This is a genomic window from Streptomyces sp. NPDC034111, from assembly GCF_055575375.1.
The window spans coordinates 66,880-89,549 of the sequence record NZ_JBVIST010000003.1; the positions used below are offsets into that span (position 1 = coordinate 66,880).

The window sequence follows — 22,670 nt, forward strand, 5'->3', positions numbered from 1 at the left end:
GGTTCCGGCGCTCTGGGAAGCGGTTTCCCGGCTCTCAATGACCGTATGGCGGCGGGCGGTTGGGGCGGTACGACCAGGTGGTGGACCGGATGTCCACCGAACGGTGGACAGCGGTGACGGGAGAGTGGAGTGGCGGAGGGCCAGGCGGGGAGCGGGCCGGAGGCGCGGGTGCGGTGGCTCGGGCTGTGGGACGGCTACTTCGTGGTCTGCTATCTGGTCACCACGGGGCTGGTGTTCACCTCCGGGAGCCCGCAGGGCGCTCGCATCGTCGCCATCTGTGCCCTGACGCTCGCGGCTCTCTGGTACGCGGGCCTGGGACGGCAGCTGATGATCAGGCACGAGGACGGGCGGCGGAACCTCGTCTTCTGCGGCGGGTTGCTGGGGCTGTTCGTCCTGACCGCGTTCGCCGATATGGCGGGGTCGTTCGCGCTGTTCGGTGTGGTCCCGATGCTGATGATGAGCCTGGCCACCAAGCCGGCCCTGGTCGTTGCCGCCGTGGTCAATGTGCTGCCGCTGGCGGCATGGTGGCTCCAGCGGGGCGCCGCGGCCCCGCCCCCGTTGTTCGCCGTGCTCGCCTCGCTGCTCGGGATCGCGCTGTCCGTACTGCTCGGGCTGTGGATCAAGCGTGTGGTGCGGCAGAACCGGGAACACGCCGAGCTCATCGAGGAGTTGCGGCGCAACCGGGAGCGGGTGGCCCGGCTGTCGCACCAGGCAGGGATCGCCGCCGAACGCGAGCGGCTGGCGCGGGAGATCCATGACACCCTCGCCCAGAGCCTCACCAGCATCATCGGCCTCGTACAGGCCGTCGAGTCGGAGGTGGCGACCGCCCCCGGACTCGACCGGGCGCAGGAACGTCTTGCGCTGGTCGGGCAGGTGGCCAGGGAGAGCCTGGCGGAGGCCCGGGAGTTCGTGGCCGGGCGGGTGCCCGCGTCGTTGCAGGAGAGTTCGCTGGCTCAGGCCGTACGGCGGCAGGCGGAGGGGCTGAGCGCGCAGAACGGGCTGCCGGTGCGGTTCACCGTCGAGGGGGACGAGCTGCCGCTGCCGATGGCGGTCAGTGTGGTGCTGCTGCGGGCGGCGCAGGAGACGCTGGCGAATGTGCGCAAGCATGCCGCCGCCGGGCGGGTGGAGGTGACGCTCCGGTACGGGGAGGGGCGGGTCGGGCTCGTCGTTGCGGATGACGGCAGGGGGATGGGGGAGGACCAGCCCTTCGACGGTGGTGGGGAGGTCGGCAGCGGTCCCGGCCCGCGTGACCAGAACCAGGACCAGGACGAGAACCGGGACCCGGACCGGGACCAGGGCCGCGAGGGCGGGTTCGGATTGCGGGGTCTGCGGGCGCGGGTGGCGGAGTGCGGTGGGGAGATGACGGTCGCGAGCGGGCGAGGGGAAGGAACCGTGGTGGAAGTGACGGTGCCCGTGGGGCAGTTGGAGACCGCGGCGACAGCGGCCCGAGCGGAAGCGTGACAGGGCACGGAAGGCAGGACGGAGGAGACAGGCGATGAATGCTGCGGGGAGTGCGCGGGCCAGGGTGGTCAGGGTGATGCTGGCGGATGACCACCCCGTTGTGCGCGAGGGCCTGTGCGCGATGCTCGAATCCGACCCGGGGATCGAGATCGTCGGGCAGGCGGGCTCCGGCGAGGAGGCCGTCACGCTGGCGGAACGGCTCGCTCCTGACGTCGTGCTGCTCGATCTGCGGATGGGCGGGATGGACGGGGTCGCGGCGACCGGGCAGATCCTGCGGCGGTCGCCGGGCAGCCGGGTGGTCATCGTCACCACGTACGAGGACGACGGCGACATCCTGCGGGCGGTGGAGGCGGGCGCGGCCGGCTATCTGCTCAAGGGGAGTTCCCGGGCGGAGCTGATCGACGCCGTGCATGCCGCCGCGCGGGGCGGGACCGTGCTGACCCCTTCCCTGGCCAGCAAGCTGTTCCGGGCCCGGGCGGTGGAGGCGCCGCTGCTGTCGGTCCGGGAGTGCGAGGTGCTGCGGCTGGTCAGCCAGGGCCTGACCAATGCCGAGATCGGCCGGGAACTCTTCATCGGTGAGGCCACGGTCAAGACGCATCTGCTGCGGGCCTTCAAGAAGCTGGAGGTGTCGGACCGGACGGCGGCGGTGATCACGGCGCTGGAGCGGGGATTGTTGGCGTGAGGCCAGGCAGCGGGTCCGGCGCCGTCGGTGCGGCGTCCGTCCAGGCGCTCAAGGAGAACGCCTGGCGGGAAGTCGCGGCGATCGATGCGGCGTTGGAGGCCGGGCAGATCGACGAGGCCGGCTGGCATGCGGCGGTTGCCGGGCTGGTACGGCCGGCGTATCTCGCGGCGGAGACGCCGTGGGGCCAGTCGGGCATGACGTGTGACGAGGCGGGCTGGGTGGCGGCCCGGCGTTTTGTGCTGGAGGCAGTGGAGCGGGACGGGACGTTCCTGGACTGCGGGTGCGCGAACGGCTATCTGATGGAGTCCCTGGAGCGCTGGGCGGCGGCCGACGGGCTGCGGCTGGAGCTCTACGGGCTGGACATCGTCGGGGAGTTGGTGGCACTGGCCAGGCAGCGGCTGCCGCACTGCGCGGACCGCATCTGGGAGGGCAATGCGCTGACGTGGGTGCCGCCGCGACGGTTCGATGTCGTGCGGGTGGGGCTGGAGTACGTACCGGAGCGCCGGCGGCCGGACCTGGTGGGGCATCTGCTCGCGGCGGTGGTGGCGCCGGGCGGGCGGCTGGTGGTCGGCCCGTATACGGAGGAGGCCGGCAGCCAGGGGACCGAACGCGCGCTGGTGGACTGGGGGTTCACGGTGGCGGGGCGGGCCGAGGTGGCACATCGGGATCCGCGGGTGGTACGGCGCATCGCGTGGGTGGACGCGGGGTAGCGAGGCCGGCCACGGGCCTACGGGCCTACGGGCTGGCCAGCTACGGGCTTACGCGGCCGGCCGGGGCACGAGCGAGGCCACACAGACCGACCGCAGAGCAGACGTCCCCTGAACGCCCCCTGCACACCCCTGGCACATCCCTTGCACGCCCTCGTCCCCTCACCCGTCGCCCAGTTCGGCGCGGTCCGCGGCGGCTCTGCCCTGATGCCAGCCGTCGGCGTCGCGGATGCCTCGCAGGCGGACCGGGGCGGTGTCCGGGAAGAGGGTGCCGGTGGTTTCGGCCACCGCGAGTTCGCGGGCGGCGAGGACCGGGAGGAGGTCCGGGGCCGCGCCGTCGGATGCGGCGGTGGCCGCGGCCGTCGCGGCCGCGGTGGCCGCCGTCAGCCGGACGCGGATCCGGTCCGCGTACGCGACGAGGAAGGTCTGGCGGAAGTCCCGGGTGCGGCGGGAGCGTCCGCGGGCGTGGTGGTCGTCGCCGGCGCGGTTCATCGCGGCGGTGGCCTGGAGAAGCAGCGAGGTGTAGAGGAGTTCGGCCGCCTCCAGGTCCGGTGCGAAGCCGATGAGCGTCGAGAAGCCGACGTCGGCGGCCCAGACGGCCTGGCAGCGGTTGGCGGCCGCGACCGCGTCGAGAAGCAGTGCCTTGGCCTGTTCGTACGGTCCCTCGATACCGATGCGGACCGCCGACGGGCCGCCGGCCTTGCCGTCCCGGGAGCCGGCCGCGCTGTCGAGCAGCGCCTCGTCGATGCTGTGCCGGGCCATCAGCTCCTGCGCCTTGGCGGACAGCGCCTCCGCCTCCTCGGCGTAGTCGGTCGCCTCGGCCTTGGCGAGCAGACCGCGGATCCGGCCGAGGGCGCGGGAGGCCGCGGCGTCGGCGGGGCGGTGCGGCTCGCCGGCCGTGGGCGGCAGCGGGGTGATACGGGGCAGCCGGGCGAGCATGCGCAGCACCGCCAGCACGTCGTACGCGGTCTCGAAGCGGGAGGTACGGCGGCGCCTGGCCAGCGCGTCGAGGTAGCCGCGGTCGGAGTCCCACCAGACCTCGGCGCCGAGCCGGCGCAGCTGCTCGGACCAGCGGGTGTCATGCGCGGGCCGGGCCTTGGCCAGCCGGGCGGCCTCGGCCGCGATGGCATCGACGACCAGGGCGGCCAGGGTGGCGTCCGACGCATCGCGCCGTACGATCCGCTCCAGGTCGGCCGGCTGCCAGCCGCCAGCCCAGCACTGCCGTACGCCCTCGGCGGCGGCCGCCACCAGCGCCGCGCTCACCGCCTCCAGGCCGGGTGCGGCCGCGGCCAGCATCGAGGCGCCCGCCTCGATGGCGTCCTCGGCCGGCGCGCCGTCCGACGCGTAACGGACGCTGCCGAGCACCCCCGCGACCAGCTCATCGGCGGCCGACGCCGCCGGCCGGCCGCGCCCGGCGCTTCCGCTACCGGCACCCGCGCGGCCGGTGTCTCCCCGGCCGTTACCCCCGCGCCCTGTTTTTCCGCGCTCACTCACCCGGTCACTCTACGGAGGACTCCCCCGCCGCGGCGTTCGGGAGGCTGCCGGCTGCGGCCCCCCAGTCCCAGAGCGCCTGTAGTACGGGGCCCAGCTCCCGTCCGTGGTCCGTGAGGCGGTAGCGCACGGTGGGCGGCCAGCCGGCGATGCGGTCGCGGTGGGCCACGCCCTTGGCGACGAGCTGGGCGAGCCGGTCGGTGAGCACCTTGTCGGAGAGGGTGGGGAGCGCGGCGGCGAGTTCGCTGTAGGTGTGCGGGCCGCGGAGCAGTTCGCGGATGACGAGGGTCGTCCAGCGGCCGCCGAGTGCGCCGAGGGCGATCTCCACGGGGCAGTCGGTGGCCGGGGCGCGGACCGCCGCCCGGGCGTCATCGGGCAGACCGGGCGGGTGCCGAACCGTTCGGTGAGTCACGAGGGGGCCTCCTAGGGTTTCGCCGGCAGCGACCGGCCAACACCGGACCGGCGACCACACCGGAACGGCGACCACACCGGTCCGGCCGACCGCACCACAGGCCGGCCGACCGCACTGGACCACCACCGAGGAGGCGACGCCCGTGCCGTCCCATTCTGCTCAGCCCGACCTGCCACGCGAAGCCCACGACATCCCTGCGGTCTTCGCCCGGCGCTTCAACGCGGGCGATGCGGACGCGGTGCAGGAGATGTACGCGCCGGAGGCGGTGTTCGTGCCGCGCGACGGCGCACCGGCCACGACACCGGAGGCGATCCGGCAGGCCAACGCCGGGTTCCTCGGCCTCGGTCTGCCGATCACCGTACGGCCGCGGCAGATCCAGGTCGCCGGCGATACCGCGCTGCTGGTCGTGGACTGGGAGCTCGACGGTCAGGCCGGTACGGGAGGGCGGATACGGGGTACCGCGACCGATGTCGCGCGGCGCGGGCCGGACGGCCGCTGGCGCTATGTGATCGACAGCCCCTTCGGCGGCAGCGTCCCGGAGGACCGCAGCTGACGGGCAACGACGACGCCCGGCGTGCCGTGGAGACGGCATCGCCGGGCGTCTGTCACACGCCGTGAGGTGGCGGGTCAGAGGAGGTCAGCGGGAGTCAGAGCGGGTCAGAGGTGAGCGGCCAGGGGTCATGAAACGGTCATGACCGCTGACGTCACTGCGCTGCGCTCCCCGACGGCACCGCACTGCTCGACGGCACCGCGCTCCCCGACTGCACTGCGTTCCCCGACTGCACCGCAGTGCCCGACTGCGCCGCGCTGCCTGCCACCCACTGCGACCAGTCCATGTTCCAGCCGTTCAGGCCGTTGTCCGGCTTGATGGTGCGGTCCTTGGAGTTGATCACCTTGACGACATCGCCGAGCTGCGAGTGGTCGAAGAACCAGGCTCCGTCCGTCTTGGGGTCATCGGCGCCCTTGACATCCTCCAGGCCGATGCAGCCATGGCTGGTGTTGGACTTGCCGAAGATGCCCTTGCCCCAGTAGTTGCCGTGGATGAACGTGCCGGAGGCGGAGAGGCGCTGGGCGTGCGGGACGTCGTGGATGTCGTACTCGCCCTTGCCGTTCTTCTTCTTGAAGCCGACCGTCGAGCCGTCCATCCGGGTCTGCTTGAACCGCTCGGAGATGACCATCGCACCGTTGTAGGTCGGGTTCTCGTCGCCGCCGGCGGAGATCGGGATGGTCTTGATGACCCGGCCGTCACGCACCACTGTCATCTTGTGCTTCTTGGTGTCAACGGTGCTGACCTGAGAGTGACCCACGGTGAAGCCGACGGTCTTGTTCTGGATGCCGGTGACACCCGGCGAGGCCTGGACGCCGTCGAGGCCGAGCTTCATGGTGACCTTGGTGTTGGCCTTCCAGTACTCCTGGGGGCGGAAGTCCAGCCGGGTGTCGCTGAACCAGTGGCCGACGACCTGCTGGTTGCTGCTGGCCGAGACCTGGATCGCGGACTCCACGTCGGCCTTGTTCTTGACCGGCTTGTCGAAGTTGATCGACACCGGCATACCGACACCGACGGTCGAGCCGTCCTCCGGGGTGAAGTTCCCGATGAAGCTGTTCGTCGGGGCGACCGTGGTGAAGCTGGAGTTCTCCACCGCCTTGCGGCCCTGGGAGTCCACCGCATGCGCCGTGACCTTGTACGCCGTCGAACGGCTCAGCGGCTGGTCCGGCGTCCAGGAGGTGCCGTCGGCGGACAGCGAGCCCTGGACCGTCCGGTTGGTCTCGACGGAGGTCATGGTGACGTCGGTGAGCTTGCCGCCACTGACCGTGACCTTGGCGTTGTTGAGGCCGGAGCCGGTGGCCCCGTCCTTCGGCGAGATGGTGATTCTGGCGTCGGAAGCGTCCTTCGCCGCGGCCTCGTCGACCTGCTGGGCGTTCTCGTGCCGGGTGGCGTCCTTGTCGGCCGCGCTGCTGCCGCCACACGCCGCCAGCGTGAGTACGCCCCCGAGCAGCGCAGCGCTGGCTATGAGCCGCTTGCGGCGCTTGCTGTCCGTCATCACACGCATCTCCATTGCTACCGACTTCGCGAAAATCCCCGAGCGAGCTGCCAACTGAACGCAGGCATTGGTGGACGCTGCCATTCCGGCCGACGCCATATGAACGCCTTTTCCGTTTCGCCCGTTCCATGCCTGCGAAAAGTGTGGGCTAGGCCACTCAGCACACGTCTCGCGAACGGCGGCCCCGGCGGCCGGTCGCCCAGCCCGACAGTGCAGAGCCCGACACACAGTCGGCCCCCGCACGGCAGGAAGCCGTACGGGGGCCGTGGCCAGTGGCCGGGAGGGCGGCTCCCGGCGTAGCTGTCGGTGTCAGCCCTCCCCGTCCGCGTCGTCCGCCAGGTCCCACTCCGCCGCGTCCCACTCGGCGTCCGGGTCGTAATCGTTCAGCTCCTCACTGCTCCAGGACGCCTGGGCGAGTTCGGTGCCCGGCACGGCGGTGACGAGATCGAACGGGTCGATCAGCTGGGCCAGCGCCTCCGCCGGGTCGTCCTTGACGGTCTCCTGGGACTGTCTGCGCTCCTCGTCGGGGAGCGAGGGGTCGCCGTCGATGTGGTCGAGGGCGGCGCCGGTCAGCTGACCGGCGTCGGTGATCTCCATGATCAATTCGACATGAAGCCGCACATAACGTGATGTCTCACCATTGCTCATAGCACGGAGGTTAGGCATGGACGGCTCCTGACTTCCCCGCGACCCGCGGCGGTCATTAACATCTGAGGTCAACGGCCAATTCGCCGAACCCACAAGGAGGATCGCTTCCGTGACCGCTCGACGACCACTGCTGACCGCCGCAGCCGCGGGATCGGTGCTGTTCGCCCTGTGGTTCGTCCCCTCCGCCCAGGCGCTCGTGGGGACTGACGGAACGACAGATTCCGGCCTGCGGGCCGCCTCCACACCGGCCGGGACGGGCAGCGGTGTGCAGGACGACGGCGCCGCCTCCACCACGACCGGCACGGACGAGACCGCTCCGGGCAGTGGAGTCCTGGACCCCGCCGGCGGAACCCAGGACTCCGGCAACGGCACCCAGGGCTCCGGCTCCGCCGCCGCGCGGCACTTCCTCGCCGACACCGGCAGCCCGGACACCACTCCGTACGTGATCGGCGGCGCCGCCTGCCTCGCGCTCGGCGCCGGGCTGGTCAGCTACTCCGTACGCCGCACCCGCGACGAAACGGCCTGACCCGGCGGTCTGCGGGGCACCCGGGCGCAACCGGCCGGGCACCCCCTTCTCCTACGCCAGCTCCCCGGTGACCGGCTCAACGGCCGCCACCAGCTTGCCGTCCCGCACGAACGCGTAGGCGCCCTCCAGGTCCGGTGCCAGGAAGCGGTCCTCACCCGGCCCTTGGATGCCCGCCGCGCGCACCGCGTCCAGCACTGCGCGGGTGGCGGGCGCCGGGGTCAGGCCCGCGCGCATCTCGATGGCCCGGGTCGCCGCGTAGAGCTCGACGGCGATGATCCGGGTCAGGTTGTCGACGGCGGTGCGCAGCTTGCGGGCCGCCGACCAGCCCATGGAGACATGGTCCTCCTGCATGGCGGAGGACGGGATGGAGTCCACCGAGGCGGGGGCGGCCAGCCGCTTGAGCTCGCTGACCAGCGCGGCCTGGGTGTACTGAGCGATCATCAGGCCGGAGTCGACGCCCGGGTCGCCGGCCAGGAAGGCGGGCAGGCCGTGCGAGCGGTTCTTGTCCAGCAGGCGGTCGGTGCGGCGCTCGGCGATGGAGCCCAGGTCGGCCGCGGCGATGGCCAGGAAGTCCAGGACGTAGGCGACCGGCGCGCCGTGGAAGTTGCCGTTGGACTCGACCCGGCCGTCCGGCAGGACGACGGGGTTGTCGACCGCCGCCGCCAGCTCGCGGTCGGCGACCAGGCGGGCGTGCGCCAGGGTGTCCCGGCCGGCGCCGGCGACCTGCGGGGCGCAGCGGAGGGAGTAGGCGTCCTGGACGCGCGGTGCGTCGTCCTGGTGGTGGCCGGTGAGGCCCGAACCGGCCAGGACCTTGTGCATGTTGGCGGCCGAGGCGGCCTGCCCGGGGTGCGGGCGGATGGCGTGCAGTTCGGGTGCGAGCACCTTGTCGGTGCCGAGCAGCGCCTCCAGGGAGAGGGCCGCGGTGATGTCCGCCGAGGTGAACAGCCGGGCGAGGTCGGCGCAGGCCATCACGAGCATGCCGAGCATGCCGTCGGTGCCGTTGAGCAGCGCCAGGCCCTCCTTCTCGCGCAGTTCGACGGGCGCGATGCCGTGCGCCGCGAGGAGTTCGCCGGCCGGCCGGACGACGCCGTCGGGGCCTTCCGCGTCGCCCTCGCCCATCAGCGTCAGCGCACAGTGCGAGAGCGGTGCGAGGTCGCCGGAGCAGCCGAGCGAGCCGTACTCGTGCACGACCGGCGTGATGCCGGCGTTGAGTATGGCCGCCATGGTCTCGACGACCAGCGGGCGGACGCCGGTGTGCCCGGAGGCGAGCGTCTTGAGCCGCAGGAACATCAGCGCGCGGACAACCTCGCGCTCGACCCGCGGGCCCATACCGGCGGCGTGCGAGCGCACGATGTTGCGCTGGAGCTGAGCCCGCAGTTCGGGGCTGATGTGGCGGACGGCGAGGGCGCCGAAGCCGGTGGAGACGCCGTAGACGGGTTCGGGCTTGGCGGCGAGTTCGTCGATGAAGGCGCGGGAGGTGGCGACGGCCGCGAGGGCCTCCTGGGACAGCTCGATCCGGGCCGCGCCGCGGGCCACCGCGATGACGTCCTGTGCGGTCGTGCCGGACGTCCCCAGCACCACAGTGTGCATATCCATATTCAGGCACCCTAGAGACTGAATCGCCGGATGTCACCACCGGATTTCGGGATCACCCCTTACCGGGAGTGAGCACCGGGATCCGGGGACTGCGCAAGGGCCTGCCGCCTCACCTCCGGAAGCGCCGGCGCTCCGGCCCCGGGCGCCGGTCGGGGGCGTCCGCGAGCCGGACGACCGGGTCGTCCTTGCCGCCGTGCCGGCCGGCCACCACCGGCTCACCGGACCCCGCCGCCTTCGCCTTGTACTGCGCGGCGTCCGCGAGCCGGAAGAGCCGGCGGCCGCTGCGTACCGGGCCGATCGGGTCGCCGGTCGAGGCGACCCCCACCGCGACCCCCTCGCCGAGGTCCAACTCCCCCGCGCGCTCGCACAGTTCACCGGCCACCTTGACCACCTCGTCGGCCGGCGGGCCCACCGCGAGCAGACAGAACTCGTCGCCGCCGAGCCGGGCGGCGAGCGTGCCGGGCAGCATCGCACCGCACAGCGACAGCACCGAACCGAATCGCTCCAGCAGCCGGTCCCCCACCGCATGGCCGCGGGAGTCGTTGACCCGCTTCAGCCCGTTGAGATCGCACACCACCAGACTGACCACCACCTCGCCGCCGCGGTGCAGCTCCAGCGCCTCGTCCAGCCGCATATCGACGGCGCGGCGGTTGGCGAGGCCGGTGAGGGCATCGGTGAAGGCCAGCCGGCGGGCCTCCGCCAGCCGCTCGGTCTGGGCGATCCCGGCGGCCGTCACCGCGGCGAGCACCCCGGCGAAGTCGGCGTCCGCCGGGCCGAAGACGGGCTCGCCGGTGCGCCGGGCGACATACAGCTCGCCCCACGCCCGGCCGTGCAGCACGATCGGCGCGACCACGCAGCAGCCCCGGCCGCGGCGGCGCAGTGCGGCCACCCGCTGGTGGTTGTACGGACCGGCGTCCCGGCCCGCGCCCGGCGCCGGGTCCGCCTCGGCGGTCTCCACCCAGGCGCTGGGCTCGCCGCCGCCGGCCCACTGCTCGTGCAGAAAGCCGACGATCTCCGGGAATTCATGGACCGGGTAGCTCTCGTCCTCCGGGAACTCCTCCTCGCCCTCGGCGAGTTCGCCGATGTTGACCAGCACCCGCAGCTTCCCCCGCTCGCGCTCCCATTTCGAGATCGCCGCGAAGGAACCGCCCAGGGCCTGGCGCACGCCCTGCGCCGCGGCGTGCGCCGATTCGCGCGGCGTGTGCGCGGCCGCCATCGCCTGCGCCAGCTCCACCACGGCCCGCAGCCGCGCATCGCCCTCGCCCGTCACCGGATCCTCACATTCCGTCACCGTGAGCACGCTCTGTACTACAGCGTAGGAATGTTTAACCCCTTTCGCCCCTTTCAGCCGGTGAATGACACCTGGGCGTTATCCGCGTCCTGGCTGGTGAGGGCCGATCGAGGAGCAAGGGCCCACCTTCTTCACGGTGCGTGACCGTCCTCGTACGCCACGTGCCTGGACGGCGTGCGGCCCTCGCCGCCGGGCCGCCTCACTCCCCCGGCCACTGCGGCTCCCGCTTCTCGTTGAAGGCCGCCACACCCTCCGCGCGGTCCCCGGAGAAGGCCACACTGCGCCAGGCGCCGTCCTCCACGTCCAGACCGGTCCGCAGATCGAGGCCGTGCCCCAGCCGCAGGGCGCGTTTGGCGGCACGCAGACCGACCGGGGAGTTACGGGCGATCCGCGCCGCCAGCTCCAGCGCCTCGGTACGGTCCTGCCCGTCCTCGGCCAGCCGGTCGATCAGCCCCAGCTCCGCCGCCTCGGCCGCCGGCACCCGCCGGGCGGTGAACACCAGCTCGGCGGCGCGCGCCGCACCCACCCGGCGCGGCAGCAGCTGGGTGCCCCCGCCGCCGGGGATGACGCCCACCGACACCTCCGGCAGCCCGACCACCGCCGTACCGTCCGCGACGATCAGATCGCAGGCCAGCGCCAGCTCGAAGCCGCCGCCGAGCGCGAAGCCGTGCACCGCGGCGACGGTGGGCACCGGCAGCTCCAGTACGCCCGTATAGGCGGCCCGGGTGTGCGGGCGCTGGCGCATCAGGTCCGCGTCGGTGAAGGAGTTGCGCTCCTTGAGGTCGGCGCCCACGCAGAACGCCCGCTCATGGGTGGAGGTGAGCACCACCGCCCGTACGGAGCGGTCCGCGGCCAGCTCCGCGCAGGCCTGCGCCAGGCCGTCGGCCATGGCCGTGGAGACGGCGTTCATGGCCTTGGGGCGGTCCATGACCAGCTCCGCCACATGGCCGTGGTGCTCGATGCCGACCCATCCGTCCGCGCCGAACCGTTGCATGAAGGCCCTCCCTGGTGTCCCTGTTAACGAGCGTTGACCTGAGCGACTGGAAGGATCATGCCAGGTGAGGGCCGCACGGGACAGAGGGCTGACGAGCCGCTGCCGGGTGACGCGGCGCCGGGTGGCCGGCGCTCAGCCGCGCCGGGTCAGCAGCCACGGCTCCACAACGCCCAGCCCGCGCACCGGCCGCTGCCACATCGGCTGGAGGGCGAAGCGGTACGACGGCGGCGGCTCGCCGGTGCCCTCCTCGGCGGCCTTCTCCGCCGCCGCGGCGTCCGCCTCTGAGACCGGTGCATCGCCGATCCGCGCCAGCTCCTCGGCGAACGCCTCGTCCACCAGCACGGTGTCCTTCGGCGCTATCGACGTCAGCCGGCTGGCCAGATTGACGGTGGTGCCGAAGACATCGCCCATCCGGGTCGTGACGGTGCCGAAGGCGATGCCGACCCGCAGCTCGGGCATCGTCTCGTCGTGGGTCATGGTCTCGATCAGCCGCAGGCCGATCTCGGCGGCGACCCCGGCATCGTCGGCGGAGAACAGCACCTCGTCGCCGAGGGTCTTGATGAGCCGGCCGCCGTGTGCGGCCACCAGGTCGGAACAGGTGGTCTCGAACGCCTCGACCAGCTCGCCCAGTTCCTCCTCCTCCAGGCGGCGGGTCAGCCGGGTGAAGCCCACCAGGTCGGCGAAGCCGACGGCGAGCCGGCGGTCGACCATCTCGGCGTCGTCCTGGGCCCGTACGACCCGGCCGGTGGCGGCGGCGAGCTGCCGTCGCCAGACGTAGACCAGGAACTCCTCCAGCTCCGGCAGCAGCAGCTCGACCAGCGGATAGGTGATCTCCGTACGGGTCAGACCGGAGTCCTGGGGCTCGGTGAGGCCCTCCAGGAAGGAGTCGATCTGCCAGTCGGCGAGGCGGGCGGTGGTCTGGCCCGTGGAGCGGGCGACCTGGACGGCCATCGCCTCGCTCAGCAGCCCGGCCTCCACCAGACCGGCGAGCCGGCGCAGGGCCAGCACATCGGCCTCGGTGAGCGCCTTGACCTGGCCGATGTCGGCGAAGCCCATGGCCCGCCAGAAGCGCGCCGCGAGGTCCATGGAGACACCGGCGCTGCGGGCCGCCTGGAACGGCGTGTAGCGGCGGTCGGCGCCGAGGATGAGTTGTTCGAGGCGGATGGCGATGGTGTTGTCTTCGCCCTCGTCACCGGCTGCCGGCGGGTCGCCTTCGGGGACGTCGCGTACGGCGGCGTCCTCGGTGTCCACATCGCGCGGGGTGGCGCCCGAGTCGTCGGCGGTCACCGGCCGCTCCCTGTCCGATCCCTGCGCACTGCCCTTCCGATCACTGCTCGCCCTGGGTCCGCTCCCCGGCGGACCGCCTCAACGATACGGCAGGTGTGCTGTGGCTCACAGCCACGGGTACGCGTGGGCGGGCCGGGGCGGAGCCGTGGGTGGTTTCGATTGATACGGGGGGCGTTGCCCAGTCGCGGTGTCGCCACGGGTACGTGTGGGCGGGCCGGGGCGGAGCCGTGGGTGGTTCCGGTTGATACGGGGGACGTTGCCCAGTCGCGGTGTCGCCACGGGTACGTGTGGGCGGGCCGGGGCGGAGCCGTGGGTGGTTCCGGTTGATACGGGGGGCGTTGCCAGGGTCGCGGCGTCCCCCCTCGGCGCGTCACTCCGTCCGTCCGGTGCCGTCCCCTCCGGCCGGGCGCAGATGGATGATGTCGCCCGCTCCCACCGGCTGCTGCACGCCCTCGCCGGTGGCCAGTACCAGCCGCCCGTCACCGTCGATGGCGACCGCCTCGCCGGTGATCGCGGTGTCGCCGGGGAGCTCGGCGCGTACCGCGCGGCCCAGGGTGGCGCAGCCCGCGGCGTAGGTCTCCTGGAGGCCGCTGGCGGCGGGGTCACCGTCGGCGGACTGCCACTCGCCGTACCAGTGCTCCAGGGAGCGCAGTACGGCGCGCAGCAGCGGGTCACGGTCGGTGGTGCGGGCCCCGGCCAGGGCGAGGGAGCCGGCGGCGGGGACGGGGAGCTCCCCGGCGGAGAGGGTGACGTTGAGACCGATGCCGATGACGACGCCGTCGCCGGCCCGCTCGGCGAGGATGCCGCCGGCCTTGCGTTCGCCGCCCTCGACGGTGACCAGGAGGTCGTTGGGCCACTTGAGTGCGGTGTCGACGCCGGCCGTACGGGACAGCGCGGTGGCGGTGGCGACGCCGGCGAGCAGGGGGAGCCAGCTCCAGCGCGCCACGGGGACCCGCGGGGTGAGGTAGACGGAGAAGAAGAGGCCGGAGCGCGGGGGCGCCGACCAGGTGCGGTCGAGCCGGCCGCGGCCGGCGGTCTGCTCCTCGGCCACCAGAACGGCGCCCTCGCGCTCGCCCTTGGCCGCCCGGTCCGCCAGGTCGGTGTTGGTGGAGCCGGTGGCGGGGACCAGGTCGAGGGACGTCCAGACGCTGCCGGGGCGTACCAGGGCGCGGCGCAGCGCGGTGGCGTTCAGCGGCGGGCGGTCCAGATCGCTCCAGCGACCGGCTTCTTTGTCCCGGTTTTCCGGTGGTTGAGGCGTCATGGCACCAGCCTAGGTGTGGTCAACGACGCAGTGCCCGTGAGCAGCCCCGCGGATACGCTACGGATTGGTAGCCACACACGTACCACCCTCAGTACGAGCACCAGTCCAGGACGAGCAGGAGCCGCATCCCGATGTCCGAGCCGGAAGCAAACACCCACACCACCGCGGGCAAACTGGCGGATCTGCAGCGGCGGGTCGAAGAAGCCACCCACGCCGGTTCCGCCCGTGCAGTGGAAAAGCAGCATGCGAAGGGCAAGTTGACGGCGCGTGAGCGCATCGACCTGCTGCTGGACGAGGGCTCGTTCGTCGAGCTGGACGAATTCGCCCGGCACCGGTCGACGAACTTCGGGCTGGAGCAGAACCGCCCGTACGGCGACGGTGTGGTGACGGGCTACGGCACCGTCGACGGACGCCCGGTGGCGGTCTTCTCGCAGGACTTCACGGTCTTCGGCGGGGCGCTCGGCGGGGTCTTCGGCGAGAAGATCGTCAAGGTGATGGACTTCGCGCTGAAGACCGGCTGCCCGGTCATCGGCATCAACGACTCCGGCGGCGCGCGCATCCAGGAGGGCGTGGTCTCGCTGGGCATGTACGGCGAGATCTTCCGCCGCAACACCCACGCGTCCGGCGTGATCCCGCAGATCAGCCTGATCGTCGGCCCGTGCGCGGGCGGTGCGGTCTACTCCCCCGCCATCACCGACTTCACCGTGATGGTCGACCAGACCTCGCACATGTTCATCACCGGGCCCGACGTCATCAAGACGGTCACCGGCGAGGACGTGGGCTTCGAGGAGCTGGGTGGCGCCCGTACCCACAACTCCACCTCGGGCGTGGCGCACCACATGGCGGGTGACGAGAAGGACGCCATCGACTACGTCAAGGGGCTGCTGTCCTACCTGCCGTCCAACAACCTCTCCGAGCCGCCGGTCTTCGCCGAGGAGGCGGACCTGGAGACCTCGGACTACGACCGTGAGCTGGACGTCCTCGTCCCGGACTCGGCCAACCAGCCGTACGACATGATCACGGCGATCGAGCACGTCCTGGACGACGGCGAATTCTTCGAGACCCAGGCGCTGTTCGCACCGAACATCGTCACCGGCTTCGGGCGGGTCGAGGGCCATTCGGTCGGCGTGGTCGCCAACCAGCCGATGCAGTTCGCCGGCACCCTCGACATCAAGGCGAGCGAGAAGGCCGCACGCTTCGTGCGGACCTGCGACGCCTACAACATCCCGGTGCTGACCTTCGTCGACGTCCCCGGCTTCCTCCCGGGGACCGACCAGGAGTACGACGGGATCATCCGGCGCGGCGCCAAGCTGATCTACGCCTACGCGGAGGCGACGGTCCCGCTGATCACGGTCATCACCCGCAAGGCGTTCGGCGGCGCGTACGACGTCATGGGCTCCAAGCACCTGGGTGCCGATCTGAACCTGGCCTGGCCGACCGCGCAGATCGCGGTCATGGGCGCGCAGGGTGCGGTCAACATCCTCTACCGCCGGACGCTGGCCGCGATCGAGGATCCGGCCGCGCAGGAGCTCCGGCGCCAGGAGCTGATCCAGGAGTACGAGGACGCCCTGCTGAACCCGTACGTGGCGGCCGAGCGCGGCTACGTCGACGCGGTGATCATGCCGTCCGAGACGCGCCGGCACATCGTCCGGGGGCTGCGCTCGCTGCGCAACAAGCGGGAGGCCCTGCCGCCGAAGAAGCACGGCAACATCCCCCTGTAGGAGGCGGTCCAGATGATCAAGGTCGTACGGGGCAATCCGACACCTGAGGAGCTGGCCGCCGCACTGGCGGTGGTCCAGGCCCGGGCGGCGGCCGCCGCTGCCGTCGCCCCGGGGAGTGCGGACCGGGGCAGCGAGTGGTCCGATCCGGCGTCCACGGTTCCGGCCCGGGCGCGGCTGCCGCATCCGGGGCCGCGGGCCTGGCGGACGAGTTACTGGCCGCGCTGAGCTGCGCGGAAGCCGGGCGGCGTGACCGCCCGGTCAGGTCGGTGCATGATGCATTGACTAGTCCTTTGTGCGGTGGCGCCTGAGTACGCGTACTCAGGCGCCACGGGCGCGACGGGCACAGGATCGATACATGCTGTGGTCAGATCCGCCCGATGAGCCGCCCGAGGAGCTGCGCGATGTACAGGCCATGCTCCGCCGGCTGGGCATCGTGCTGGCCGTGGCGGCCGTGGTGCTGATGTTCCTGCTCGCACAGCGATAGATGTTTCTGCTCGCACAGCGATAAGAGTTCCCGTACGGCGGGAGGCAACGGTCACAATTCCCTCCTGCAACCAGAGCCATCGGAATCTCATCTTTCACCCTCGAAGAGCGCAATTCGGGCGTTGGGCCGCCCGGACCCGCGCTGCCGCCGACGAGTGGGAGAGCGATGAACCGGCCGCTGAGGCATATAGCCGTCTTCTGCGGGGTGCTGGTACTGGCCCTGCTGGCCCGGGTGACCTGGGTGCAGTTCGTCCAGAGCGACGAACTCGCGAACGACCCCAACAACCGCCGGGTCAAGATCGAGGCGTTCTCCTACCCCCGCGGCAACATCATCGTCGGCGGCAAGCCGGTCACCGGCTCCGTGGCGACCTCCGGCGACTTCAAGTACAAGCGGACGTACAAGGACGGCCCGATGTACGCGCCGGTCACCGGCTTCGCCTCACAGGCCCAGGGCACCACGTTCCTGGAAGGCATCTACAACAAGCTGCTCTCCGGCAAGGACGACCGGCTCGCCTTCAAACGCGCCCAGTCCATCCTGACCGGTGAGAAGCCGCGCGGCGGCGATGTGATCACCACCATCGACCCCAAGGCGCAGAAGGCCGCCTACAAGGGGCTGACCGACCTCAACGCCAACGGCGCGGTGGTCGCCCTCGACCCGCGCAACGGCAAGGTCCTCGCCCTCGCCTCCACCCCCTCCTACGACCCGTCGGGCTTCGCCGGCATCTCGAACACCGAGGGCAAGAAGTTCAAGGCGCTGGACGACGAGAAGAGCAAGCCGCTGAGCAACCGGGCGCTGCGCGAGACCTACGCCCCGGGCTCCACCTTCAAGATCCTCACCGCGGCGGCGGCCCTGGAACACGGCGTGATCAGCGATATCAACACCCCCACCAACGCCCCGGCCCCGTACCAGCTGCCGCAGAGCACGCACAAGGTCCCCAACGACGTGGTCGGCGCCCCCTGCGACAAGGCCTCCCTCAAGACCGGTATGCAGTGGTCCTGCAACAACGTCTTCCTGGACACCGCGCTCAAGGTCGGCAAGGACAAGATGCGCGAGACCGCCGAGAAGTTCGGCTTCAACTCCCAGGTCTACGACAAGGAGTTCGGGGACCTGCTGGCTTCCAAGAGCCTCTACCCCGAAAAGCTCGACAAGCCGCAGACCGCGATGACCGGTATGGGCCAGGGCGACCTGACCAGCACGCCGATGCAGATGGCGATGGTGGCCGCGGCGTTCGCCAACGACGGCAAGCTGATGATGCCGCACCTCGTCGACGAGCTGCGGGGCCCCGACCTGTCCACGGTCCAGAAGTTCGAGCCGAAGATGATGTCCCAGGCCGTCTCCGAGAGCACCGCGAAGAAGGTGCAGGAGATGATGGAGTACACCGTCTCGGAGGGCACCGCGAAGACGGCCAAGATCGACGGGATGACCGTGGGCGGCAAGACCGGTACCGCCCAGCACGGTGTGAACGTCAACGACGAGCGCCCCTACGCCTGGTTCGTCTCCTACGCCAAGCAGAACGACGGCTCCTCCCCGGTGGCGGTCGCGGTCTTCATCGACCCCAAGAACATCGACATGGCCCGCTCCGACATCGCCGGCGGCAAGCTCGGCGGCCCGATCGCCAAGAAGGTCATGGAGGCGGTCCTCAACAAGTAGTCCGGACGCCGCCCGCCGCCCACGGCTCCGTACGATGGCGGGCATGACCGAAGATCCCCGCCCCCGCCGTCTCGTCCTCGCCTCCCAGTCCCCCGCCCGGCTGGCCCTGCTGCGCCAGGCCGGGCTGGCGCCCGAGGTGATCGTCAGCGGCGTCGACGAGGACGCGCTGAGCGCCGAGACGCCCGGTGAGCTGGCCCGCATACTGGCCGAGGCGAAGGCCGCCGCCGTCGCCGCCCGCCCGGAGGCCCACGACGCGCTGGTCGTCGGCTGCGACTCGGTCCTGGAGCTGGACGGCCGGGCCCTCGGCAAGCCGGCCGACGCCGAGGACGCCACCGCCCGCTGGAAGTCGATGCGCGGCCGCTCCGGCGTCCTCCAGACCGGCCACTGCGTCATCGACACCCGCGACGGCCGCCGGGCCTCCGCCACCGCCTCGACCACGGTCCGCTTCGGCGAGCCCACCGACGCCGAGATCGCCGCCTACGTCGAGAGCGGCGAACCGCTCTTCGTCGCCGGCGCCTTCACCCTCGACGGCCGCTCCGCCCCCTTCATCGACGGCATCGACGGCGACCACGGCAATGTCATCGGCCTGTCCCTGCCGCTGCTGCGCCGCCTGCTGGCCGACCTGGACGTGGCGATCACCGACCTGTGGACCTGAGCTCCGGCGCGCACCGGCAGCGCCGGCGCGGAGCACAGCGCGGTATTTCCCGGGCCCGGCGGCCGACCGCCGCCTAGGCTGCGCGCATGGCTACCGTCATCGAACTGATCAGCTACCCCGTCAAGGGCTGTGCCGGTACCCCGCTGACCGAGGCCGAGCTCACCCGCGCCGGGCTCGCGCACGACCGCAGCTTCATGGTCGTCGGCACGGACGGCGTCTTCCGCAGCCAGCGCAGGGACCCCGCCCTGGCCGTGGTACGCCCCGAGGTCAGCCCCGAAGGCAGCCAACTCACCCTGTCCGCCCCGGGAGTTGAGCCACTGCGGTTCGCCATCACCGCGGGGCTCGGGACGCCGGCCCGCTCGGACGTCGAGATGTTCGGCACCCCGTACCGCGCCGTCGACCAGGGCGAGGCGGCGGCCGGCTGGCTCTCCGAGGTGCTCGGCGCGCCCAGCCGGCTCGTCCGCGTACCGCCCGAGCACGACCGGGTCACCGACGGCCTGACCCCCGGCACCTCCGGCTTCGCCGACAGCAGCCCCGTACACGTCCTCTCCCGGGCCTCCCTCGACGACCTCAACGCCCGGATCACCGCCGCCGGAGCCACCCCCGTCCCGATGGAGCGCTTCCGCCCCAACATCGTCGTGGACGGCTGGGACGAGCCGCAGACCGAGGACCGGGCGCGGCGGATCACCGTCGGCGGCGCCGAACTGGGCTTCGCCAAGCTCGCCGTCCGCTGCGCCGTCACCCTCGTCGACCAGCGCACCGGAGCCAAGACGGGCCCCGAACCGCTGCGCACCCTCGCCTCCTACCGGCGGGTGCCCGAGGGCGGCGTGGCGTTCGGCTCGAAATTCTCCGTCCTCGAAACCGGAAAGCTGGCGGTGGGCGACGCATTCAACGTCACGGCATGGGGAACCGATTGATCCCATACGGCCCGGTCGACCCGATCGGCCCGGTTGATGCCACCACGAGGAGCGCGCAGCATGCCCAAGATCCTGCTCATCGCCGGCGACGCCACCGAGGACCTGGAGTTCTTCTACCCCTACCAGCGGCTGCTGGAAGAGGGCTACGAGCCCCGGATCGCGGCCCCGTCCCGTAAGAAGCTCCAGTTCGTCGTCCACGACTTCGTCGACAACTTCGACACCTACGTCGAACGCCAGGGCCACTCCTGGCCGTCCGACCTCGCCCTGTCCGAGGTCGACCCGGCCGACTACGCGGGCCTGGTGCTCCCCGGCGGCCGCGCCCCCGAATACCTGCGCAACGACGCCGACTTCCGCCGCATCGTCACCCACTTCTTCGACGCCGACAAACCCGTCGCCCACATCTGCCACGCCGCCCTCACCCTGGCCCCCCTCGGCCTCCTCAAGGGCCGCCGCACCGCCGCCTACCCGGCCTGCGCCCCGGACGTGGAGATGGGCGGCGGCACCTTCGTCGACGACTCGGCCGTGGTCGACGGCAAGGTCGTCTCCGCCCGCGCCTGGAACGACCACCCGGACTGGATGCGCGCGTTCATGGAGGTCTTGCGGGAGCATGCGCCGGTGAAGGGCTGAGCGGCGGACGCCCCGGGCCCGGCCGACTCGGCCGGGCCCCTTCCTTCAGAACACCGGTCTTTCAGAACACCGGCAAGGCGTAGAGCGCGCTGTCGTTCATGACGAAGACGCGGTTGCCGTCGGCGACCAGCCACTGGCGCTCGGCCTCGGGCAGTTTGTACGTCCAGATCGGATAGCCGTGCGCCGCATCCACCGCGCCGACTTCGTAGAACGCATCGCCTCGGATCGTCCAGAGGCCTTGTCCCTGGAGAACCACGGGTGTGTGGAGGTTGGATGACGCCCTGAGCTGAAAGACCTTGCTGCCGTCGCTGGGCTTCCGCTTGTCGGGGTAAGTGGATTCCGAGTCGAGGTACGCCTGAACCGTGACGTACAAGGCGTCAGCGGTGGCGGTCACCGGACTCCACTTCGTTCCGGACTCGTTCGTCAGACTGCGCTGCGTGACCGTCCACAGCTCCTTGCCGTCGGTGATCTTGCGGGCCGTCATCGACTTGCCGTTGAGGTAGACGGTGGAGCCGTAGCAGGCAGGCCGTACGAAGGAGTCGGACTGGTGGCGCAGATCCCATATGCGGCGGCCGTTGGCGGTGTCCACGGCGAGGACGTTGCCGTCCAGGGTGCCCAGGACCAGGCGGCCGTGGGCCGTGACGCCGGGCGGGTTGAGCTTGGTGCGGAAGGGGGCGTCGATCGGCGCCGTCCAGCGGACCTTCCCATCGGACCGCCCGACCGCGCGCAGCCGGTGGTCCTTGGTCACCAGGTACACCGCCTCGTCGTCCGCGGCCAGCAGCTGCTCGGCCTCGGCGTCGGCGGTCCATCGCGGCTCGCCGGTCGAGGGGACGAAGGTGCGCAGGGTTCCCTTGGCGTCGACGGCGGCTATCAGGCGGTCCGAGAGGGAGAGGTAGCGGCCGGTCGCCTTGATGTTGCGGGCGGCCCAACGGCGTTTGCCGTCCACGACGTTGTGGGCGGCTATGCCGCCGTCGCGCGCGCCGAAGACGATGACGTCCCGTACGGGCAGGGGCGCGGGGGTGTCATCGGCGAGGACATCGAGCGGGCCCCAGAGCTCCTTCGGCGACTCGCCGACGACGAAGTCACCGTCGTCGGCGTTCAGTACGTGAGCCATGGGGGTCTTGACGGCGGGCGGGAAGGCGAAGGGATCGACCGGCTTCTTGGGTTGCTGCTGCGGTGCACGTGGCCACCATGCGGCCGCCGCGCCGCCGCCCGCGGCGAGTACCACACCGCCCGCCGCCAGGCCGGTGAGCAGCCGGCGCCGCGGGACCTGCGGGGAGGCCTCGCCGGCGGTCAGCGTGGTCAGTTCATGGAGGCCGCTCTCCCGCTCCTTGATCGCCTGCGCCACCGGGCCGCGCCGCCAGGTGCGTCCGGCGCCCTTGGGCGGGGCGAAGGCCGCGGCGATCTGGGCGGGTGTGGGCCGGGCCGCCGGGTCCTTGGCGAGAGTGGGTGCGATGAGGTGCCGCAGCGCGTCCGGGATGCCGTCCAGGTCGGGCTCGTCGTGGACGACCTTGTACTGGAGGGCGGCGATGTGTGAGGCGTCATAGGCGCGCCGGCCCGTGGCCGCGTACACCAGAACGGCGCCGAGGGAGAAGACGTCGGCGGGGGCGGCGACCCGGCGGCCCAGGACCTGTTCGGGCGCGCCGTAGCCGGGGGTGACCGGGACCTGCCCGGTGGTGGTGAGGGTCAGGCCGTGCTCGGGGCGGGCGATGCCGAAGTCGATGACGCGCGGTCCGCTCGAGGTCAGGACGATGTTCGGGGGCTTGAGGTCGCGGTGGATCAGCCCGCTGGCGTGGATGTCCGCCAGGGTCCGGGCGATCGATGCCGCGAGGGCGCGCACCGCCGGTTCGTCGAAGGGGCCGTACGACCCGACGGCCTCGTCGAGGGTGGGGCCGGCCAGGAACTCGGTGGCGATCCACGGCCGGCCGCCCTCGGTGTCCGTGCCCAGCACACGGGCCACGCCCTTGCTGGTCACGGCCGTTGCCGCCTGTGCCTCGCGGACGAAGCGCTGGGCGAGGTTCGCCTCGTCGGTGAGCTCGGGCCGGAGCACCTTGACCGCGGCGACGGTGCCTTCGGCGTCCTGGCCGACGTAGACCTTGCCCATACCGCCTTCACCGAGCACACCGAGCAGGCGGTAGGGGCCGAGGCGGAGGGGGTCGCCGGTGCCGAGGGGTTTCATGGTGGTGGCTTTCTGCGGAGGTCGGTGGGGCGGGAGCGG

The 22,670-nt window shown here is 71.7% G+C and carries 22 protein-coding genes; 12 read left to right on the forward strand and 10 right to left on the reverse strand.

Annotation, left to right across the window (positions count from 1 at the left end; genetic code table 11):
• Positions 1-129: 129 nt before the first annotated feature.
• Genes ACZ55A_RS09705 through ACZ55A_RS09715 form a run of 3 tightly spaced genes read left to right on the forward strand, consistent with a single transcriptional unit; the run spans position 130 to position 2,853 of the window.
• On the forward strand, positions 130-1,461 hold the full coding sequence (locus tag ACZ55A_RS09705; RefSeq protein ID WP_468836797.1) for a sensor histidine kinase: 1,332 nt from the start codon (positions 130-132) through the stop codon (positions 1,459-1,461).
• A gap of 34 nt (positions 1,462-1,495) precedes the next feature.
• A complete protein-coding gene (locus tag ACZ55A_RS09710; RefSeq protein WP_468836799.1) occupies positions 1,496-2,143 on the forward strand; it encodes a response regulator in 648 nt (215 codons plus the stop codon).
• Positions 2,140-2,853: a class I SAM-dependent methyltransferase gene (locus ACZ55A_RS09715; protein WP_468836801.1), complete on the forward strand. Its 714-nt coding sequence runs from the start codon at positions 2,140-2,142 to the stop codon at positions 2,851-2,853. The genes ACZ55A_RS09710 and ACZ55A_RS09715 overlap by 4 nt, the downstream gene beginning before the upstream one ends.
• A 159-nt stretch (positions 2,854-3,012) precedes the next feature.
• Here ACZ55A_RS09715 and ACZ55A_RS09720 read toward each other — a convergent pair whose 3' ends face one another.
• Both ACZ55A_RS09720 and ACZ55A_RS09725 read right to left on the reverse strand, forming a co-directional pair.
• The gene (locus ACZ55A_RS09720; protein WP_468837892.1) at positions 3,013-4,215 is read right to left on the reverse strand and encodes a DUF2786 domain-containing protein; all 1,203 of its coding nucleotides are present in this window, start codon (positions 4,213-4,215) and stop codon (positions 3,013-3,015) included.
• Positions 4,216-4,348: 133 nt separating this feature from the next.
• Positions 4,349-4,753 (reverse strand): winged helix-turn-helix transcriptional regulator, encoded by a 405-nt coding sequence (locus ACZ55A_RS09725; protein WP_468836803.1) that lies wholly within the window; start codon positions 4,751-4,753, stop codon positions 4,349-4,351.
• A gap of 142 nt (positions 4,754-4,895) precedes the next feature.
• Here ACZ55A_RS09725 and ACZ55A_RS09730 point away from each other — a divergent pair, with 142 nt between their 5' ends.
• Entirely contained in the window at positions 4,896-5,306 is a 411-nt protein-coding gene (locus tag ACZ55A_RS09730) for a YybH family protein (protein ID WP_468836805.1), read from the forward strand.
• A 151-nt stretch (positions 5,307-5,457) separates the two neighbouring features.
• Here the strand turns inward: ACZ55A_RS09730 and ACZ55A_RS09735 are convergent, their stop codons facing one another.
• Together ACZ55A_RS09735 and ACZ55A_RS09740 are read right to left on the reverse strand one after the other, a co-directional pair.
• Entirely contained in the window at positions 5,458-6,795 is a 1,338-nt protein-coding gene (locus tag ACZ55A_RS09735) for a L,D-transpeptidase (protein WP_468836807.1), read from the reverse strand.
• Positions 6,796-7,104: 309 nt separating this feature from the next.
• On the reverse strand, positions 7,105-7,443 hold the full coding sequence (locus tag ACZ55A_RS09740; protein WP_468836809.1) for a hypothetical protein: 339 nt from the start codon (positions 7,441-7,443) through the stop codon (positions 7,105-7,107).
• A 109-nt stretch (positions 7,444-7,552) separates the two neighbouring features.
• Between ACZ55A_RS09740 and ACZ55A_RS09745 the strand changes: the two genes are divergently transcribed.
• Positions 7,553-7,969, forward strand: coding sequence for a hypothetical protein (locus ACZ55A_RS09745; protein WP_468836811.1), 417 nt, complete (start codon positions 7,553-7,555; stop codon positions 7,967-7,969).
• 51 nt (positions 7,970-8,020) lie between these two features.
• Here ACZ55A_RS09745 and hutH read toward each other — a convergent pair whose 3' ends face one another.
• From hutH to ACZ55A_RS09770, 5 genes are all read right to left on the reverse strand, one after another.
• Entirely contained in the window at positions 8,021-9,565 is a 1,545-nt protein-coding gene (gene hutH / locus ACZ55A_RS09750) for a histidine ammonia-lyase (RefSeq protein ID WP_468836813.1), read from the reverse strand.
• A 109-nt stretch (positions 9,566-9,674) separates the two neighbouring features.
• Positions 9,675-10,781 (reverse strand): GGDEF domain-containing protein, encoded by a 1,107-nt coding sequence (locus tag ACZ55A_RS09755; protein WP_468837895.1) that lies wholly within the window; start codon positions 10,779-10,781, stop codon positions 9,675-9,677.
• Between the two features lie 274 nt (positions 10,782-11,055).
• Positions 11,056-11,850 carry an enoyl-CoA hydratase/isomerase family protein gene (locus ACZ55A_RS09760; RefSeq protein ID WP_468836815.1) on the reverse strand — a complete coding sequence of 265 codons (795 nt, stop codon included), beginning with the start codon at positions 11,848-11,850 and terminating at the stop codon, positions 11,056-11,058.
• Between the two features lie 132 nt (positions 11,851-11,982).
• Positions 11,983-13,137 carry an adenylate/guanylate cyclase domain-containing protein gene (locus tag ACZ55A_RS09765; RefSeq protein WP_468836817.1) on the reverse strand — a complete coding sequence of 385 codons (1,155 nt, stop codon included), beginning with the start codon at positions 13,135-13,137 and terminating at the stop codon, positions 11,983-11,985.
• 370 nt (positions 13,138-13,507) lie between these two features.
• Positions 13,508-14,398: a biotin--[acetyl-CoA-carboxylase] ligase gene (locus ACZ55A_RS09770; RefSeq protein WP_468836819.1), complete on the reverse strand. Its 891-nt coding sequence runs from the start codon at positions 14,396-14,398 to the stop codon at positions 13,508-13,510.
• A 131-nt stretch (positions 14,399-14,529) separates the two neighbouring features.
• On the opposite strand from ACZ55A_RS09770, the gene ACZ55A_RS09775 reads away from it, so the two are divergent.
• The 7 genes from ACZ55A_RS09775 (at position 14,530) to ACZ55A_RS09805 (ending at position 20,452) form a co-directional block, all read left to right on the forward strand.
• Entirely contained in the window at positions 14,530-16,119 is a 1,590-nt protein-coding gene (locus ACZ55A_RS09775) for an acyl-CoA carboxylase subunit beta (protein WP_468836821.1), read from the forward strand.
• 12 nt (positions 16,120-16,131) lie between these two features.
• Positions 16,132-16,344, forward strand: a complete 213-nt coding sequence (locus ACZ55A_RS09780; protein WP_468836823.1) for an acyl-CoA carboxylase epsilon subunit — start codon at positions 16,132-16,134, stop codon at positions 16,342-16,344.
• Between the two features lie 130 nt (positions 16,345-16,474).
• Positions 16,475-16,603 carry a morphogenic membrane protein MmpB gene (mmpB, locus tag ACZ55A_RS09785; protein WP_468836825.1) on the forward strand — a complete coding sequence of 43 codons (129 nt, stop codon included), beginning with the start codon at positions 16,475-16,477 and terminating at the stop codon, positions 16,601-16,603.
• 165 nt (positions 16,604-16,768) lie between these two features.
• A complete protein-coding gene (locus ACZ55A_RS09790; protein ID WP_468836827.1) occupies positions 16,769-18,253 on the forward strand; it encodes a peptidoglycan D,D-transpeptidase FtsI family protein in 1,485 nt (494 codons plus the stop codon).
• 43 nt (positions 18,254-18,296) lie between these two features.
• Entirely contained in the window at positions 18,297-18,908 is a 612-nt protein-coding gene (locus ACZ55A_RS09795) for a nucleoside triphosphate pyrophosphatase (protein ID WP_468836829.1), read from the forward strand.
• 86 nt (positions 18,909-18,994) lie between these two features.
• Positions 18,995-19,825: an MOSC domain-containing protein gene (locus tag ACZ55A_RS09800; protein ID WP_468836831.1), complete on the forward strand. Its 831-nt coding sequence runs from the start codon at positions 18,995-18,997 to the stop codon at positions 19,823-19,825.
• Between the two features lie 60 nt (positions 19,826-19,885).
• Complete coding sequence (locus ACZ55A_RS09805) at positions 19,886-20,452, forward strand: DJ-1/PfpI family protein (RefSeq protein ID WP_468836833.1); 567 nt, start codon at positions 19,886-19,888, stop codon at positions 20,450-20,452.
• Between the two features lie 61 nt (positions 20,453-20,513).
• Here the strand turns inward: ACZ55A_RS09805 and ACZ55A_RS09810 are convergent, their stop codons facing one another.
• On the reverse strand, positions 20,514-22,631 hold the full coding sequence (locus tag ACZ55A_RS09810; RefSeq protein ID WP_468836835.1) for a protein kinase domain-containing protein: 2,118 nt from the start codon (positions 22,629-22,631) through the stop codon (positions 20,514-20,516).
• Positions 22,632-22,670: the final 39 nt, after the last annotated feature.